17 protein-coding genes are annotated in these 16522 nt (G+C 42.1%); 16 read left to right on the top strand and 1 reads right to left on the bottom strand.

Translation table 11 applies throughout. From position 1 onward, the window contains the following. Nucleotides 1–145 precede the first annotated feature (145 nt). The 6 genes from KFE17_06690 (at nt 146) to KFE17_06665 (ending at nt 7080) form a co-directional block, all read left to right on the top strand. Complete coding sequence (locus tag KFE17_06690; protein ID QUO33403.1) at nt 146–1321, top strand: amidohydrolase; 1176 nt, start codon at nt 146–148, stop codon at nt 1319–1321. A gap of 27 nt (nt 1322–1348) precedes the next feature. Continuing rightward, on the top strand, nt 1349–2761 hold the full coding sequence (locus KFE17_06685; protein ID QUO33402.1) for an MFS transporter: 1413 nt from the start codon (nt 1349–1351) through the stop codon (nt 2759–2761). A 162-nt stretch (nt 2762–2923) separates the two neighbouring features. Beyond that, the gene (locus KFE17_06680) at nt 2924–4021 is read left to right on the top strand and encodes a peptidyl-prolyl cis-trans isomerase (protein ID QUO33401.1); all 1098 of its coding nucleotides are present in this window, start codon (nt 2924–2926) and stop codon (nt 4019–4021) included. A 203-nt stretch (nt 4022–4224) separates the two neighbouring features. Then, a complete protein-coding gene (locus KFE17_06675; protein QUO33400.1) occupies nt 4225–4821 on the top strand; it encodes a TVP38/TMEM64 family protein in 597 nt (198 codons plus the stop codon). A gap of 26 nt (nt 4822–4847) precedes the next feature. Then, nucleotides 4848–6098 (top strand): glycosyltransferase family 4 protein, encoded by a 1251-nt coding sequence (locus KFE17_06670; GenBank protein QUO33399.1) that lies wholly within the window; start codon nt 4848–4850, stop codon nt 6096–6098. Then, on the top strand, nt 6010–7080 hold the full coding sequence (locus KFE17_06665) for a glycosyltransferase family 4 protein (protein ID QUO33398.1): 1071 nt from the start codon (nt 6010–6012) through the stop codon (nt 7078–7080). Before KFE17_06670 ends, KFE17_06665 begins: the two co-directional genes overlap by 89 nt. Before the next feature lie 61 nt (nt 7081–7141). On the opposite strand, the gene KFE17_06660 is transcribed toward KFE17_06665, so the two are convergent. Then, entirely contained in the window at nt 7142–7588 is a 447-nt protein-coding gene (locus KFE17_06660; protein QUO33397.1) for a GatB/YqeY domain-containing protein, read from the bottom strand. Nucleotides 7589–7718: 130 nt separating this feature from the next. Between KFE17_06660 and vanR the strand changes: the two genes are divergently transcribed. The 10 genes from vanR to scfB all read left to right on the top strand — a co-directional run bounded on the left by vanR (nt 7719) and on the right by scfB (nt 16522). Next, nucleotides 7719–8423, top strand: coding sequence for a VanR-ABDEGLN family response regulator transcription factor (gene vanR, locus KFE17_06655; GenBank protein QUO33396.1), 705 nt, complete (start codon nt 7719–7721; stop codon nt 8421–8423). 73 nt (nt 8424–8496) lie between these two features. Then, nucleotides 8497–9555 (top strand): HAMP domain-containing histidine kinase, encoded by a 1059-nt coding sequence (locus KFE17_06650; GenBank protein QUO33654.1) that lies wholly within the window; start codon nt 8497–8499, stop codon nt 9553–9555. A gap of 112 nt (nt 9556–9667) precedes the next feature. Further along, nucleotides 9668–10741, top strand: coding sequence for a D-alanine--D-serine ligase VanG (gene vanG / locus KFE17_06645; protein ID QUO33395.1), 1074 nt, complete (start codon nt 9668–9670; stop codon nt 10739–10741). A 10-nt stretch (nt 10742–10751) separates the two neighbouring features. Then, on the top strand, nt 10752–11522 hold the full coding sequence (locus KFE17_06640) for a M15 family metallopeptidase (protein ID QUO33394.1): 771 nt from the start codon (nt 10752–10754) through the stop codon (nt 11520–11522). Continuing rightward, on the top strand, nt 11512–12534 hold the full coding sequence (locus KFE17_06635) for an acyltransferase family protein (protein QUO33393.1): 1023 nt from the start codon (nt 11512–11514) through the stop codon (nt 12532–12534). The genes KFE17_06640 and KFE17_06635 overlap by 11 nt, the downstream gene beginning before the upstream one ends. Nucleotides 12535–12564: 30 nt before the next feature. Then, a complete protein-coding gene (gene vanT, locus KFE17_06630) occupies nt 12565–13686 on the top strand; it encodes a serine racemase VanT catalytic subunit (GenBank protein QUO33653.1) in 1122 nt (373 codons plus the stop codon). Between the two features lie 112 nt (nt 13687–13798). Then, nucleotides 13799–14347, top strand: coding sequence for a stage V sporulation protein T (spoVT, locus tag KFE17_06625; protein QUO33392.1), 549 nt, complete (start codon nt 13799–13801; stop codon nt 14345–14347). Between the two features lie 95 nt (nt 14348–14442). Further along, nucleotides 14443–14817, top strand: a complete 375-nt coding sequence (locus tag KFE17_06620; protein QUO33391.1) for a TIGR04086 family membrane protein — start codon at nt 14443–14445, stop codon at nt 14815–14817. Between the two features lie 75 nt (nt 14818–14892). Further along, nucleotides 14893–15036 (top strand): six-cysteine ranthipeptide SCIFF, encoded by a 144-nt coding sequence (gene scfA / locus KFE17_06615; GenBank protein ID QUO33390.1) that lies wholly within the window; start codon nt 14893–14895, stop codon nt 15034–15036. An 85-nt stretch (nt 15037–15121) separates the two neighbouring features. Then, nucleotides 15122–16522: a thioether cross-link-forming SCIFF peptide maturase gene (gene scfB / locus KFE17_06610; GenBank protein QUO33389.1), complete on the top strand. Its 1401-nt coding sequence runs from the start codon at nt 15122–15124 to the stop codon at nt 16520–16522.

The following is a 16522-nucleotide window of genomic DNA, read 5'->3' as shown; positions in this document are numbered from 1 at the left end:
AATGTGATAAAGATAATTATATTTGTTTTATTTTGATTGACATATTCCAAAAGTGTTGTTAAAATATTCTAAAAATATTCCGTAAATATTCCAAAAATATTCTAAAACAAATTTGGACGGAGAATCTATCAAAGGAGGAAACAAAATGAATTATTATGAAAGAGCTCTGGAGCTAAAAGAAGAGACAATTGCCAATCGTCGTTTTCTGCATACAAATGCTGAAGTTGGGCTGAATATGCCGAAAGCAAAGAAATTTGTAATGGAGAAATTAAGAGAGTATGGGGTGGAACCTCAAGAATGTGGATATGGAGTGACAGCTACATTAGGACATGGAGGGAAAGTACTAATGCTCCGTGCGGATATGGATGCACTGCCTTTGCCGGAAGAGAGTGGTGAACCATTTGCGTGTCCTACAGGGACAGAGATGCATGCTTGTGGACATGATTTTCATGCGGCAATGCTTCTGACTGCAGCTAAAATGTTGAAAGAAAATGAAGCAAAGCTGAAAGGAACTGTAAAATTTATGTTCCAGCCGGCAGAAGAAACTTTTGAGGGAAGTAAAAATATGATTGCAAATGGAATTCTTGAGAACCCAAAAGTTGATGCTGCGCTTGCCTATCATGTAGGTTCAGGAAGGATGCCGGTTGGGATTTATATGTATAATAACAGCGGGGCAATGATGTATTCGGTAGATGGTTTTAGAATTGAAGTAAAAGGTAAAGGTTCTCATGGAGCATATCCGGAGCAGTCAATTGATCCGATTAATATTGCAGTTCACGTTTATTTGGCGTTAGAGGCAATTATGGCAAGAGAAGTAGATTCCACAAAATCTTGTGTGATGACTGTAGGAAAATTTGTTGCAGGAACAGCAGCAAATATTATTCCGGAGACAACTGTGCTTGAAGGAACAATACGCTGCAATGATAAAAAAGAGAGAGAACTAATGGTTCGAAGAATGAAAGAAGTGGCAGAAAAAACAGCAGATACCTATGGCGGCTCTGTAGAAATTACAATGCTTTCAGAAGTACCACCGTTAATCTGTGATTCAAAACTGACAGATGAATTTGTTAATTATATGAAAGAATTAGAAATTCCAGGGATGATGCCATATCCGGGAGTTACGGCAAACGCGTCCGAAGACTTTGCCAACATTGCAGAGCGTATACCGGCAACATTTATGTATCTTTCTGCTGGATATATGGATGAAAGAGGAGATTATGGGGCGCATAATCCAAAAGTTAGGTTTAATGAAGATGTATGTCCGATTGGAGCTAGCTGCATGGCTTATTGTGCAACAAGATGGCTTGAGGATAATCAATAATAATATGAACGAAAGGGGCATTTAATTATGGAAAAAGAACAATCAACTGTGGCAATTTTATTACCGAAAAAGAAGAAAAATGCTGTTCAGATTGGATGTATTTGCATGATGCTTTCAGTGGCCATGTACGGACTTGTATTTTCGACATTAACAGCACCAATTTTGGAAAGTGTAAATGCAATGGGATATGTATCTTTGTTTTCAATTTTCGCGGGACTTGGTTTATCAATCATGACACCGATCGGAGGAAAACTTGGGGATTTAATTGGCAGGAGAAATATTGTAGTAATACCGGGAATTATTTGTGCAGTGTGCGGGATTGCGTTTGCGTTTGTACATTCACTTGTTCCGTTGATGGTGTTAAGACTTTTGATTGGCTTTGCACAGGGAGCATTTGCGGCAGCGCCTTATATTATTGCGGGATTAATTAATGAGAAAAAAGATGTACCAAAAGCAATGGGAATGTTGGCAACTGCAGTTGCGGTCGGAGGTTTTGGCGGCAGTATTATTGCTGGATTTCTTACAGATATGGGACTTTTGACCGTTGCAATTTTGATGCCTTCTATCCCTTTACTTGCAGGTGTGCTTTTGATAGGAATTAATATGCCGAATCAAAAAAGAGAGGGAAAAGTGGTAATTGATGTTCCTGGTATTATAGCGCTTGTTATTGCAATTTGTGGAATTTTGCTTGCGTTAAATTTTGGTTCTTCACTGGGGTGGACACATCCGGCAATTATCGCAGGATTTATTATTGGTATTGCAGCGCTGGTTGCATTGATAAAAATAGAAGAAAAGGCAAAGGAGCCATTGATTCCGCTAAAGTTATTTAAAAATTCTCAGTATACGGTATTTCTGATTGTAGGATTTATTTGCTATTTTTATCAAAATGCAATGAACATTTATGCGCCGATTGGTGCTATGAAGGTTATGGGAACTTCAACAAGTATGGCGGGAGCTTTACAGATGCCGCGGACTATTATTACAATCTTCTTGCCAACTATTGCAGGAGTCTGGGTAGGAAAAAAATTGGCAAATTCATGGAAAGCTATGGCAATAGGAACATTATTGGCCGGAATTCCAATGGCAGTTATGGGCTTTACTACGCCTAAAACACCTATTTTGGTTTATTTTATCGCATTGACAATTACTGGTATTGCAGAAAGCTATCGTTCGGTTTCTATCACAGCTTGTGCACAAGCTACGTTGCAGCCGGCAGATATGGGAGTTGGAACATCTCTTGTTAATTTTGTAAATAGTCTTTCCGGTACAATTGCTTCGGCTGTATACGGAGTTGCCTATGATTTCAATACAGTATCAGATCCGACAAATGTATCTAATATCCAAAATGGAGTAAATGCGGTATTCTGGTTAGCGGCTATTGTATCGATAATAGGATTTTTCATCGTGATTTTTGCAGTAAAGCCGAAAATGAAAGAGTAAGAAGCGTGAGAATGAAGAAAATTGCTTTAAGTGAATGTACCGAAGCTCTATAAGTTTTTATCACATTTCCATATTGCAAACGTGAAAAATTTGTGATAAGCATTGATACTCATAAGAAAAAGGACTATAATAGGATAGTTACTAAGTATCAGGAGGAAGAAGATGAAAGGCTTAAAGAAAAGAGCAGCAGTACTTGCGGCAGCAGCAGCGCTGGCGATTTCAGGTGTTACTGGCTGCGGGACAGTGAATGCAGATAAAGTTATTGCAAAAGTAGACGATACAGAGATCACAATGGGACTTTTAAATTTCTATGTGCGCTATCAGCAGGGTGTTTATGAGACAAATTATGCACAGATGATGGGCGGCATTGATGCGATGTGGTCTGCAGAAGTCGGTGAAGGGAAAACATATGAGCAGTCTATGAAAGAGACATCTGTAGAGCTGCTGAAACAGATGTGCGTTCTGGAAGATCATATGGACGAATACGAAATCACTCTGACAGAAGCAGAGAAGGAAAAGATTAAGAAAGCTGCCGAAGAGTTTGTAAAAGCCAATAAGGAAGAAGATCTGGAGGCGGTTTCAGGAGATGAGGAGACAGTGGAACGTCTTCTTACACTTATGACAGAGCAGAAGAAGATGCATGATGCAATTACTGCAAAAGCAGATACGGAAGTTTCTGATGATGAGGCAAGACGCAAAGGAATGCAGTATGTACTTTTCTCTTTTACAAAGACGAAAGAGGATGGAACAACTGAGACAATGACAGCGGAAGAGAAAAAGGATCTGAAGAAGGAAGCGGAAGCATTTGCAAAGAGTGTCAAAAATGAAAAAGATTTTGAGGCATTTGCAGAGAAAAACGGATATTCAGCAGTAGATTCTTCATTTGGAGAAGGTACGACAGCGCCGACAGAAGATATGGTAAAACAGCTGAATGAATTAAAAGTGGGCGGAACAACAGATGTATTTGAGTCAGACAGTGGTTACTATGTTGGCCGTGTAACAAGTGAACTGGATCGGGACGCAACAGATCAGCGAAAAGAAACAATTGTACAGGAACGCAAGCAGGAGAAATTCAAAGAAGTATACGAAGGCTGGGAGAAAGAAGCTGACATTACAGAAGATAAGAAACTTTTGGAGAAGCTTGACTTTGAAAAGCAGGGAGTAACGCTTAAGACGGAAGAGGCGGATGCAGAAAATGCAGACGCAGACAGTGCAGATACCGGAAACGCTGAGGAAAGTACAGACACGACAGAAGAATAGAAAACAAAACATGTTTATGAATGGGACTATGAGAAATCATAGTCCTTTTTTTGTTATCTAAAGAAAATCATCAGAAATTCACGCCAAATATTTAAAAAGTCTTAATAATTCCATTCATGGATTTTAATTTTGCTCCTGTATGATAAAAGCAGATAAGAAAAGGAAACAAAAGAAGAAAAATGACAGCGATGGGAGGAAAAGACATGGAGAAAAAAGGATTTAGAAGGGCAGTCAATATCGTTACGATATTATGTACGGCAGCTATGATTTCATTTGTCATTTACGGATTGAAAAGCGGAATTTTTACAGATAGAGCGATGATGGAAGAACTGGTAAGCCGGGGTGGTATATGGGGACCGGTTACGTTTATGATCATTCAAATGGTACAGGTTGTTGTTCCGGTCATTCCGGGCGGAATTACATGTGCGGTGGGAGTTGTTGTGTTTGGTCCATGGTACGGACTGCTTTATAACTACATTGGCATTGTGGCAGGTTCCTGTATTAACTTTTATCTGGCCCGCCGATATGGTCAGTGTCTTGTGAAATTCTTTGTGAAGGAAGAAACGTACAATAAATATATTACATGGTTGGAAAAGGGGAAAAAATTCGACAAATTTTTTGCTGCGGCGATTTTCTTCCCATGTGCACCGGACGATGTGCTCTGCATGATTGCAGGTTTAACGAAAATGTCCTGGAAGAAATTTTCCGCTATCATCCTGCTTGGCAAGCCGGCTTCGATTGCAGCATACAGCATGGCACTTGTTTATGCGGGAGGATTTTTATCAGGCTTACTTGGGTAGTGTCAGAAGGAAGAGAGGAAAAAGGTATGAAAATTTTAATTACAAGTGATTTATTTGAGGCAACCATTAACGGTGTTGTTACATCTGTAAAAAATCTGGAGCGGGAACTGACAGCCCAGGGACATGAAGTAAAGATTCTGACAGTATCCAATAGCTGTGTTTCTTACCGGAAAGAAAATGTGTACTATATTATGTCTGTGCCTTCCGGTATTTATCCGGATATCCGGATTCCGGTATCACGGGGCAGCGAATATGTGCGGGAGTTGATTGCATGGAAACCGGATGTGATCCACAGCCAGTGTGAATTTTTTACTTTTGGGTATGCGAAACGAATTGCCAAAGAGACCGGTGCAGTGCTGATTCATACATATCACACATTATATGAACAATATACGGAATATGTTCCGATAGGAAAATCCATTGGCCGCGCAGCTCTTGGGAACTGGATGCGGATGAGGTTAAAGCCGGTGAATATGATTATCGCACCTACAAAAAAAGTCGAGAAAACGCTGCGGGAATATGAAATGGAGCAGGATATTACAGTTATTCCGTCTGGAATAGAAATACAAAAATTTATGGAGAAAGAAAATGATATCGTTTCAAAGGCGATTCGTGAGAAGTACGGGATTGAAGAAGAGAAGAAAGTGATTTTAAGTCTTGGACGGCTTGGATTTGAGAAGCGGATTGAAGAACTGCTCTTCGGAATGCAGGAGCTTTTGAAGACGAGGAAAGATGTGATTCTGATGATCGTGGGAGGCGGACCGGCAAGAGAGAGTCTTGAGAAAACAGCAAGGGAGCTTGGAATTGAAGGATCCGTGCGGTTTACAGGAATGGTTTTACCGGAGGAAACGAAAGACTACTATCAGATGGCAGATATTTTTGTATGTGCTTCCACAAGCGAGACACAGGGACTTACTTATATTGAAGCGATGGCAAGCGGTCTTCCTCTTGTCTGCAGGAAAGACGATTGTCTGGATGGTGTGCTGGAAGAGGGGAAAAATGGATTTGCTTATGAAACACTGGAAGAATTTGCGGCAGGGATTGTGACGCTGATTGATCAGAAAAACGTATATGAAAATGCAGTCATAAGAAGCCGTCAGATTGCAGAGGAATTTGGAACAAAGCGGTTCGGAACAAGGGTAGAGAGCTGTTATTATCACACATTATTGAAAAGAAGGTATGAAGAATATGAAAGTTTTGTTATATGCAAAGAACAGGCAGGTCGTTTTAAAGAGCGGTGTTGGGCGCGCTATGGTCATGCAAGAAGAATCTCTTAGGAGAAATGGCGCCAGTGTGACAATGGATCCGTCAGATTCGTATGATATTGTACATATTAATACCATTTTTCCAAGTGATTACCGAATGGCGAAACGGGCAAAACGGCAAGGAAAAAAAGTAGTCTATCATGCACATTCTACGGAGGAAGATTTTCGCAATTCGTTTATTGGATCGAATGTGATTTCCCCATTGTTTCGAAAGTGGATTACAAAATGCTATAAGACCGGGGACTTGATTTTGACACCGACAGAATATTCCAAGTCGCTGTTGAAAGGATATGGGATTGACAATGAAATTGAAGCAATCTCCAACGGAGTAGACACGAATCTTTTTCAGAAAAATGAAGCTGCAAGAATTTTATTTCGCAGAAAATACGGATTTGGAGCAGAAGAAAAACTGATTATGTCGGTAGGGCTTTATTTTGAGCGGAAAGGAATTCTGGATTTTGTGGCTCTGGCAGAACAGATGCCGGAGTACCAGTTTCTCTGGTTTGGATATACACCGGACAGTCAGATTCCGAAAAAAGTAAGGGAAGCTGTCCATAAGAAGCTGCCGAATCTGCATTTTATGGGATATCTGCCGAAAGAAGAACTGCAGATGGCATACAGCAGCTGCGATTTGTTTTTCTTTCCATCTTATGAAGAAACAGAGGGAATTGTTGTTTTGGAGGCGCTGGCATCTGAGATCCCGGTACTTTTAAGGACGATCCCGGTGTATGATGACTGGCTGATCAATGGAAAGGATGTATATAAAGGAACGAATCTAAAAGATTTTCGGGAAAAGATTCCTGAGATTCTGAATGGAACCCTTCCGGATCTGACACAGCAGGGCCGGAAATGTGCCGAAGAGCGGGATGTGATGTGTCAGGCAAAGAAATTATATCATTTCTATGAGAAACTCAATGCAGATCGGGAAAGAAAAAGCGAAGCCCGGGAGGTTTGTCTGAAACAGAATTGTCATAAGAATATGGAATTATCGTAAAAAATATACTGCAATAAAAAGGGACAGCATTCATTCGTGGAAAATGCTGTCCCCAATATTTTTACTGGAAATAAGACATGAGAATTTCGTTCACAAGCTTGCCATCTGCTTTGCCTTTGACTTTTGGCATCAGGACTTTCATAATCTTGCCTTTGTCTTTCGCGGTCGGAGCTTCTATCTGAACTTCCTGTAATGTCTCGTCAATGATCTGACGAATCTCAGCTTCGTCCATCATCTTTGGAGCAAACTGTTCAAGCACCTGGATGCGCTGTCTGCATTCGTTGATGATGTCTGCCCGGTCTTCAGGAGTTAATTCTAAAGTTTCCTTTGTCTGTTTAATCTCTTTTAATACGACCTGAACTTCTTCCTCTTCCGTCAGATCTGCACGCTTGTCGATGGCTTTGTTCTTAAGGGCAGATAAGAGAAGAGAAAGGGATTCCTTTGTCTCTTTATCACTTGCCTTCATCGCTGCTACCATAGCGCTTCTTACTTTATCTGTCATACTCATGATGTATTCCTCCTAACATTTCTGAATAGTTTTATTATACACAAAAGTCAGGCAGAATACCAGAGAGAAGATTGTATTTCCAAAGAGAGTTTTGTATAATAAATAAAGAATGTCTTACAGGAGAAAGAACATGAAAGAACATATTTTAATTGTAGATGATGAAAAGGAGATTGCAGATCTTCTGGAGCTGTATCTCGGTAATGACGGGTTTTTGATCCATAAATTCTATAATGGAGCAGATGCGCTTGAGTGTATTCGCACAACGAAGCTTGATCTGGCAATTTTAGATGTGATGCTACCGGATATTGACGGGTTTCGAATCTGCCAGAAGATCCGCGAGGAACATTTTTATCCGGTCATCATGCTGACAGCAAAGGTGGCAGATGCGGACAAGATTATGGGGCTGACGATCGGTGCAGATGATTATATTCTGAAACCATTCAATCCGCTGGAAGTCATTGCACGCGTGAAGACTCAGCTTCGCCGGTATAAGAGGTATAATCAGGCAGAACAGTCCAAACAAACAGAAGAGCAGGAGCAGGAGTATGATATTCGTGGCTTATTGATTAATAAAGAAACGCATAAGTGTACACTGTATGGAAAAGAAGTGCCGCTGACGCCGCTGGAATTTGAAATTCTCTGGTACCTTTGTGAACACCGCGGGAAGGTGGTGGCGTCTGAAGAATTGTTTGAAGCAATCTGGGGCGAAAAATATTATGACAATAACAATACGGTTATGGCGCATATCGGGAGAATCAGGGAGAAACTGCATGAACCGGCGCGGAATCCGAAGTTTATAAAAACTGTGTGGGGAGTGGGGTATCAGATTGAGTAAGAAAGAAAGTAATACAGTACGTCAGTCGGTCTATCGGATTTTCCGAAGATATCTGGTGAAATTAATTGCAGGGATGATCGGCTTTCCGATTTTGATGTTTGCCGGATATCTCTTTATGATGGCAGTGGTTTCTTCGATTACATGGTATCCGGGTCCACTGTACGATTTTCTGAAATGGATTGAGATGCGGATTGAACTGTTTTTTATTTTATGTATGATGGTGGGATATCTGCTCATGGTATTGTGGTATTTACGGAAACCGTTTCAGTATCTGATCGATGTACTTACAGGTGTGGAGAGTATTTACAAAGAACAGGGAGAGATGATTGAGCTGTCTCCGGATCTGCGGGATGCAGAAATGCATTTGAATAAAGTAAAGTCCGCTGTGGACCGAAATGCCAGAGCGGCAAAAGAGGCAGAACAGAGGAAGAATGATTTGATCGTTTATCTGGCCCATGATTTAAAAACTCCGCTCACTTCTGTGATCGGTTATTTGACTCTGCTGCGGGACGAACAGCAGATTTCGGAAGAGTTAAGAGAGAAATATTTATCTATTACGCTTGAGAAAGCAGAGCGGCTTGAGGATCTTATCAATGAATTTTTTGAGATTACGAGATTTAATTTGTCCAACCTTACGCTTGAGAAAAGCCGTGTGAATCTGACGCGGATGCTTGAGCAGCTGACATTTGAATTTCAGCCTATGTTGGATGAGAAACATCTGACATGCCGGCTTGATGCACCGAGAGATGTGATGATCGTCTGCGATGCCGGAAAACTGCAGCGAGTATTTGACAATCTGCTGCGAAATGCAGTCAACTACAGTTATGAAGATGAAGAAATCGTATTTTCGGTAAACTATGCTAAAGATCAGAAAGGAATGCTTTGCATTACCTGTACAAACCGTGGTGTAACGATCCCGCCGGAGAAGCTGTCAAGAATTTTTGAACAATTCTATCGGCTGGACACTGCAAGGACGACGAAGAGCGGAGGTGCCGGTCTCGGTCTTGCGATTGCCAAAGAGATTGTGGAACTGCATGGCGGAACAATCACAGCCTACAGCGCTGAGGAAGTGATTCGGTTTGAGATTCAGCTGCCTTGCGGTGAAACCGGAAGCTTCGGGGCATCTTCATAAAATCTAAAGAATTTACGGAGAAATTTGTATTATATCTGTGAGGAGAAACGAAAAATTGACCTCTTTACTTTTGATAAAATCATGTTATCAAAAGTAAGGAGGTTTTTATTTTATGAAAATAGCAGTATTATTCGGAGGCTGTTCTACAGAATATCCGGTTTCATTACAGTCTGCACATGCAGTACTTAGTCATTTAGATGAAAAAACATATGAGGTGATCCGAATCGGGATCACAAGAGAGGGAAAATGGTATCGATATTCCGGAGCTTTAGACAGACTGCTGGATGATAGTTGGCATAAGCAGGAAGAGGAGTTATGCCCGGCAGTCATATCTCCGGACAGAAGTCATCACGGTGTGCTGGAATGGAGAGACGGAAAAATGCAGGTGATAAAAATTGACGCTGCATTTCCGATGCTTCACGGAAAAAATGGGGAAGACGGAACGGTACAGGGGATTCTGGAGCTTGCAGGAATTCCGGTAATAGGATGCGGCATGCTGGCCTCGGCAATTTGTATGGATAAAGACAGAGCACATCGTCTGGCAGAAGAGGCAGGCATTCGCGCACCAAAGGCAGTTGTGATTTCGAAAGCACAGTGGTTGGAAGCAAAGCACGAATCAGAACTTCTTTTGAAAATCAAAGAGCAGATCCGGGAGATCAGCTATCCTGTTTTTGTGAAACCAGTTCGTGCAGGATCTTCTTTTGGAATTACAAAAGTTTATAAAGAAACGGAATTGTTTGATGCAATGGAAAATGCTTTCACACATGACAACGAAGTGATTGTAGAAGAGACGATTGCAGGGTTTGAAGTAGGATGTGCAGTTCTCGGAACCGAAGAACTTCTGACAGGACGTGCAGATGAGATTGAGCTGACGGAAGGATTTTTTGATTATACAGAAAAATATACATTAAAGACATCTAAGATCCATATGCCGGCAAGAATTGATGAGGAGACGGAGCGTAAAATACAGGAAACGGCAAAGCGGATCTATCGGGCGCTTGGATGCAGCGGATTTGCCAGGGTCGATATGTTTCTGACACCGGAGCGTGAACTTATTTTTAATGAAGTCAATACGATTCCGGGATTTACGTCTCATAGCCGTTATCCGAACATGATGAAAGGAATCGGGATGGGATTTGCAGAGATTCTTGACAAATTGATTCAGGTATCTGTCAAATGCCGGTAAGGAGGATGTGATGAGAGAAGTGTGTTTTCGAAAAGAGGATGTGTACCGTGGAGATCTGATTCTTGTAAATGAAGACTTTGCTTTGAAAAGGCAGAATGCAGTACAGCGCCTTGTTCCGGCAGACAGCAGATATCCGGAAGTTTTGCTCGGGAACAGAGCGGCTTCGATGCTTGCATGTCTTATTCGGGAGATTTGCGGAGAAGCAGAAATTATTCCCGTCAGCGGTTACCGCTCATTTGAAGAGCAGACAAAGATTTATGAAGACGCGCTGCTGGAACACGGAGAAAGTTTTACAAGAAAGTATGTGGCGCTTCCGGATCACAGTGAGCATCAGACAGGACTTGCGATTGATGTTGGACAGGCGGCAACAGAACTGGATTTTATTTGTCCGGAGTTTCCTTATGAGGGAATCTGCCAAAAATTCCGGGAGAAAGCACCGAGATATGGGTTTGTAGAGCGCTACGGAAAAGAGAAGGAAAACGTTACAAAAATCGGCTGGGAACCATGGCATTTTCGATATGTAGGAGTACCGCATGCAAGGTTTATGAAAGAACATGCGATTTGCCTGGAAGAATATATTGAACTGATCAGACAGTATCCGTATCCGGAAAAGGCATTGGAAATAAAAGGGGAGGAATGGACGGCATCCGTTTCTTATCTGCGGCAGAGTACAGAGGAAATGTTTGTCACATTGCCGGAAGATATACTGTATCAGGTATCGGGCAATAATGTAGACGGGTTCATTCTGACCGTATGGAGTGAAAATACGAATGGAGAGTAAAACAAAAGAATATGCAGGCATTGATGTGTTTCGGGTGGTGGCTGCGGTTCTGGTAGCAGCAATCCATATTTCGCCGCTGGCATCTTATAACGAACTGGCAGATATGGCGCTGACAAAGATAGCGGCGCGCACGGCAGTTCCGTTTTTCTTTATGACAACAGGATTCTTTTTGCTCGGAGGAAAGGAAGACGAAAGAAGACGATATGAACATTTGAAACAGTTTTGTAAAAAGACGGGTATGATTTATGTCTGGGCAATCCTGTTATATCTTCCGGTCAATATTTATACAGGATATTTTCAAAAGAATTCTGTCGGAGAAATTGTCCGGGATCTTTTGATCAATGGAACATTTTATCATCTCTGGTATCTGCCGGCCGTCATGTTGGGAGTAGCGGTTACCGGATGGCTTTTATATACATTTGGAATGAAAGCAACGTGGAAGTGTGTGCTTGCGCTCTATCTGGCAGGGTTGTTAGGCGATAGCTATTATGGCATATCACATAATCTTCCCATTGTGCGTTCGATATACGAAATGATCTTTCATGTATGCGATTATACGAGAAATGGTCTGTTTTTTGCACCGGTTTATCTGCTCCTTGGAGCTTGTATAAAACGGGGGAGGAAATGTACGGTGCGGGAAGGAACGATAGGTCTTTGCATCTCGTCTGTGCTGCTTTTTATCGAAGCCTTCTGGCTTCACAGCGCCGATCTTCCAAGACATGACAGTATGTATATCATGCTTGTGCCGGTGATGTATTTTCTATTTTCACTTCTTCTGCATGTAAGAGGAAGAAGACGTCCGAAATGTGCCGATATTGCGCTTGCAGTTTATGTGATACATCCACTTGTGATTATCGGAATGCGCGGAGCGGCAAAGCTGATACATCAGGAGAAGCTTTTGGTGGAAAACAGTTTGATCCAGTTTGTGAGTGTCACAGTGGTCAGTATGATAGTGGCAGCAGGGTGGAGTTACAGCAAGAAATGGATTGGAAAGAGAAAACTTAGATTATAAGAAAGAAGGACAGCTATGAGAAAGGAAACAATGAAAAAAGACCGGGCATGGATAGAAGTGAATCTGAAACAGTTACAGAAAAATGCAGAAATCATTCAAAAATTTCTGAAAGAAGGCTGCGAGCTGATGGCAGTTGTGAAAGCCAATGGGTACGGTCATGGAGCCGTAGAGACGGCAAAGGCATTAAATGCTGTTGGAGTCTGCTCTTTTGCGGTGGCAACGATTGATGAAGGAATTGCACTTCGGCGGGAAGGAATTTGCGGAAAAATTCTAATCCTCGGCTATACAGATCCGGAGAGAGCGGAAGAATTAAAGAAATACGAACTCTGTCAGACGATTATCAGTCTGCCGTATGCGGATGCACTAAAAAGGCGGGAACAGGGACTGCAGGCAGAAGTAAAGATTGACACGGGGATGCATCGGCAGGGAGTGAGATGGGATCAGCTTCAAGATATAAAAAGACTCTTTTTAGATCCGGCATTTCATATCTGCGGCATGTATACGCATTTTTGTGCAGCAGACAGCCAAGAAGCACAAGATATGTTATTTACGAAGGAACAGATCAGAAGATTTGAGGAAGTAGTGAAATATTTACGATCAGAACAAATCCCGCTTCCGTCTCTGCATATGCAGAGCAGCTATGGACTTGTGAATTACCCGGAACTTGTATGTGACTGTGCAAGAATTGGGATTCTCCTCTATGGGAGTCTTTCATCAGGCAGGGATGAAGTGCGTGTGGAGATTCCGGTTGCGCCGGTTATGGAGATAAAAGCAAGGGTAACTTCCGTGCGAAAACTTGAGGAAGGAGAACAGGCAGGATATGGACGGGCATTTCAGGCTGAGAGAAAAACAAAACTTGCCTGTATCTCTGTCGGATATGCAGACGGTTTGCCAAGAGCGCTGTCATGTGGAAAAGGAGAAGTGCTGGTGCATGGAAAACGTGTTCCGCTTGTGGGAAGAATCTGTATGGATCAGGCGCTGATTGATGTGACAGAAATAGAAGATGTAAAAGAAGGAGATGTTGTGACGCTGGTCGGACGAGACGGTAAAGAAGAAATTCAAATGTCAGAACTGGCAGATCGGGCAGATACAATTGCAAATGAATTGTTCAGCCGTCTTGGCAGCAGACTGAAACGGATCTATCATTTTTAAAAACAGGATGAAGCAGATACGAAAATGGTAAAGAAAATTTTGCATAAGAAATCTTTCATTTGCAGATACTATTCCCAGAAATGGAAAGAATAGTCAATGGAGGATTTTTTATATGAAAGCAACAGGAATTGTGCGCAGAATTGATGATCTGGGGCGTGTTGTGATCCCGAAGGAAATTCGAAGGACGCTTCGCATCCGGGAGGGAGATCCGCTGGAAATTTTTACAGACCGGGAAGGGGAGATTATTTTAAAAAAATATTCGCCCATTGGTGAGATGGGAACGTTCGCAGGAGTGTATGCGGAATGTCTTGCCCAGACAACAGGTAGTCTCGTATGTATCTGCGATAAGGATCAGGTCATTGCAGCAAGCGGCAGCAGAAGGAAAGAACTGGCGGAGAAATATATTACAAAGGAACTGTCACAAGCTATTGAGAAGAGAGAATTATTAAAAAGCGGTGCCGGAGAAGTGTCTTATGTACCGATTACAGAGCAGGAACGGGAAGCATATGAACAGGAACTCATCTGTCCGGTCATCTGTGAAGGAGATACGATTGGAGCTGTGATTTTACTTGGGCGGGAAGGAAGCGCTGTTTTTGGAGAGCCGCAGGAGAAACTTGCCCGCTGCGCAGCAATTTTTCTTGCAAGACAGATGGAACAATAGGTAAGAATCAGTTATATTTGAAATAAGAAGAGCATACCCTTTGATAACAGCAAAGCGATTGGTTGGGCGTTGTATCGGGAAAGGGGTAGAAAGATATGGACAAAAAGTTAAGAACAGATATGAGGATGGTACAAATGATGAAAGCACTTCTGGCATCGTATGTGGTGACGGGGGTGCTTCTTGTATTGCTGGCAGCAATGCTGTTCTGGCAAAATCTGGATGAGAGTAAAGTATCCTTTGGGATTAAGGTAATTTATTTCATTTCTACATTTTCAGGCGGACTTATCATGGGGAAAATTGCAGGACAGAGACGTTATCTCTGGGGAATTTTTGTGGGAATCTGTTATTTTCTTCTGCTGGCATTGATTTCCTTTGGCATTTACAGAACATTTCAGGGAAGCGCAGTGAATATTTTTATGACCTGTCTGCTTTGTGTCGGAGGGGGAATGGCTGGAGGAATGGTTTCGTGAAAAAAATGCTTTTAAAACAGATACAGATATGCTATACTATATGCGATTAATATTATGCGTGAGGAGGAACAAGAAATGAAACATATTAAAACATTGAATACACAGACACTTAATCAGACATTGAAAAAAGGCGGATGCGGAGAATGCCAGACATCTTGCCAGTCTGCTTGTAAGACATCCTGCACAGTAGGAAACCAGACTTGCGAACACAGCAAATAAATTACATATTTGAGATGTGTGAGAGCAGCGGCTTAGGTCGCTGCTTGTTATTGTTATAGAATTTATATAGAAAGGGGTAACTGTTGTGATTCATCAGTACCAGAACAATGGATACCGGATCGTACTTGATGTCAACAGCGGCGCCGTACATGTTGTAGATGAGCTTGTGTATGATGTGATTGCTGTACTTGACAGCATGAAAGCAGATAAGACAGAGGCGATGCTTCAGGAAGAAAGTACTGTCCGTGAAGTAAGAGAGAAGCTGGAGGAGAAATATCCTGCAGAAGAGCTTGCAGAAGCTCTGGAAGATATTACAGAGCTTGTAAGAGAAGGAAAGCTGTTTACAAAAGACATTTATGAGCCGATCATCGAGGATGTGAAGAAGCGGAAAACAGTTGTGAAAGCACTTTGTCTTCACATTGCACATGACTGTAATCTTGCGTGCAAATATTGCTTCGCAGAAGAAGGCGAATACCACGGAAGACGGGCGCTCATGTCTTACGAGGTCGGAAAGAAAGCGCTTGATTTCCTGATTGCGAATTCAGGAAGCAGAAGAAATCTGGAAGTCGATTTCTTTGGCGGGGAACCGCTTATGAACTGGCAGGTTGTGAAAGACCTTGTGGCATACGGAAGAGAGCAGGAGAAGCTCCATGACAAACATTTCCGTTTTACTGTTACAACGAACGGTGTGCTGCTCAATGACGAGATTCAGGAGTTTATTAATAAAGAGATGGACAATGTCGTCCTGAGTCTTGATGGAAGAAAAGAAGTCAATGACTTTATGCGTCCGTTCCGAAATGGCAAAGGAAGCTACGATCTGATCGTGCCGAAGTTCCAGAAGCTTGCAGACAGCAGAGATCAGGAACGCTATTATGTACGAGGTACGTTTACAAGAAACAATCTGGATTTTTCAGAGGATGTGAAACATTTTGCAGAGCTTGGATTTCAGCAGATGTCTATCGAGCCGGTAGTCGGAGACGAGTCTGAGCCGTATGCGATCCAGAAAGAAGATCTTCCTAAGATTTTTGAAGAGTACGATAAGCTTGCGAAGTATATGATCGAGCGAGAGAAGGAAGGAAAAGGTTTTAACTTCTTCCACTTTATGATCGATCTGACAGGCGGACCGTGTATTTATAAGAGAATGTCCGGATGTGGATCCGGAACAGAATATCTTGCGGTAACACCGTGGGGAGACTTATATCCTTGTCACCAGTTTGTCGGTGAAGATGATTTCCTGATGGGAAATGTGGACGAGGGAATTACGAAACCGGAGATTGCAGACCGTTTCCGCGACTGCAATGTGTACACAAAAGAAAAATGCAAAAACTGTTTTGCAAAGTTCTACTGCAGCGGCGGATGTGCAGCAAACGGGCATAAGCTTTGCGGTTCTATCAATGACGTATATGAAGTCGGCTGTGAGATGGAGCGCAAGAGAGTAGAATGTGCAATTATGATTAAGGCAGCTCTGGCAGAGGAAAGGATGTAA

It is taken from the genome of Faecalicatena sp. Marseille-Q4148, from assembly GCA_018228665.1.
Lineage (GTDB): Bacteria > Bacillota > Clostridia > Lachnospirales > Lachnospiraceae > UBA9414.
Note: the sequence above shows the minus strand (reverse complement) of the source record. Positions and strands in the feature narration are given on the sequence as shown.

What these genes read in the sequence shown, in the direction of transcription:
- KFE17_06690 (QUO33403.1), top strand. Translation starts at nt 146, where the DNA reads ATGAATTATTATGAAAGAGCTCTGGAGCTAAAAGAAGAGACAATTGCC.
- KFE17_06685 (QUO33402.1), top strand. Translation starts at nt 1,349, where the DNA reads ATGGAAAAAGAACAATCAACTGTGGCAATTTTATTACCGAAAAAGAAG.
- KFE17_06680 (QUO33401.1), top strand. Translation starts at nt 2,924, where the DNA reads ATGAAAGGCTTAAAGAAAAGAGCAGCAGTACTTGCGGCAGCAGCAGCG.
- KFE17_06675 (QUO33400.1), top strand. Translation starts at nt 4,225, where the DNA reads ATGGAGAAAAAAGGATTTAGAAGGGCAGTCAATATCGTTACGATATTA.
- KFE17_06670 (QUO33399.1), top strand. Translation starts at nt 4,848, where the DNA reads ATGAAAATTTTAATTACAAGTGATTTATTTGAGGCAACCATTAACGGT.
- KFE17_06665 (QUO33398.1), top strand. Translation starts at nt 6,010, where the DNA reads ATGAAAGTTTTGTTATATGCAAAGAACAGGCAGGTCGTTTTAAAGAGC.
- KFE17_06660 (QUO33397.1), bottom strand. Translation starts at nt 7,588, where the DNA reads ATGAGTATGACAGATAAAGTAAGAAGCGCTATGGTAGCAGCGATGAAG.
- vanR (QUO33396.1), top strand. Translation starts at nt 7,719, where the DNA reads ATGAAAGAACATATTTTAATTGTAGATGATGAAAAGGAGATTGCAGAT.
- KFE17_06650 (QUO33654.1), top strand. Translation starts at nt 8,497, where the DNA reads ATGATCGGCTTTCCGATTTTGATGTTTGCCGGATATCTCTTTATGATG.
- vanG (QUO33395.1), top strand. Translation starts at nt 9,668, where the DNA reads ATGAAAATAGCAGTATTATTCGGAGGCTGTTCTACAGAATATCCGGTT.
- KFE17_06640 (QUO33394.1), top strand. Translation starts at nt 10,752, where the DNA reads ATGAGAGAAGTGTGTTTTCGAAAAGAGGATGTGTACCGTGGAGATCTG.
- KFE17_06635 (QUO33393.1), top strand. Translation starts at nt 11,512, where the DNA reads ATGGAGAGTAAAACAAAAGAATATGCAGGCATTGATGTGTTTCGGGTG.
- vanT (QUO33653.1), top strand. Translation starts at nt 12,565, where the DNA reads ATGAAAAAAGACCGGGCATGGATAGAAGTGAATCTGAAACAGTTACAG.
- spoVT (QUO33392.1), top strand. Translation starts at nt 13,799, where the DNA reads ATGAAAGCAACAGGAATTGTGCGCAGAATTGATGATCTGGGGCGTGTT.
- KFE17_06620 (QUO33391.1), top strand. Translation starts at nt 14,443, where the DNA reads ATGGACAAAAAGTTAAGAACAGATATGAGGATGGTACAAATGATGAAA.
- scfA (QUO33390.1), top strand. Translation starts at nt 14,893, where the DNA reads ATGAAACATATTAAAACATTGAATACACAGACACTTAATCAGACATTG.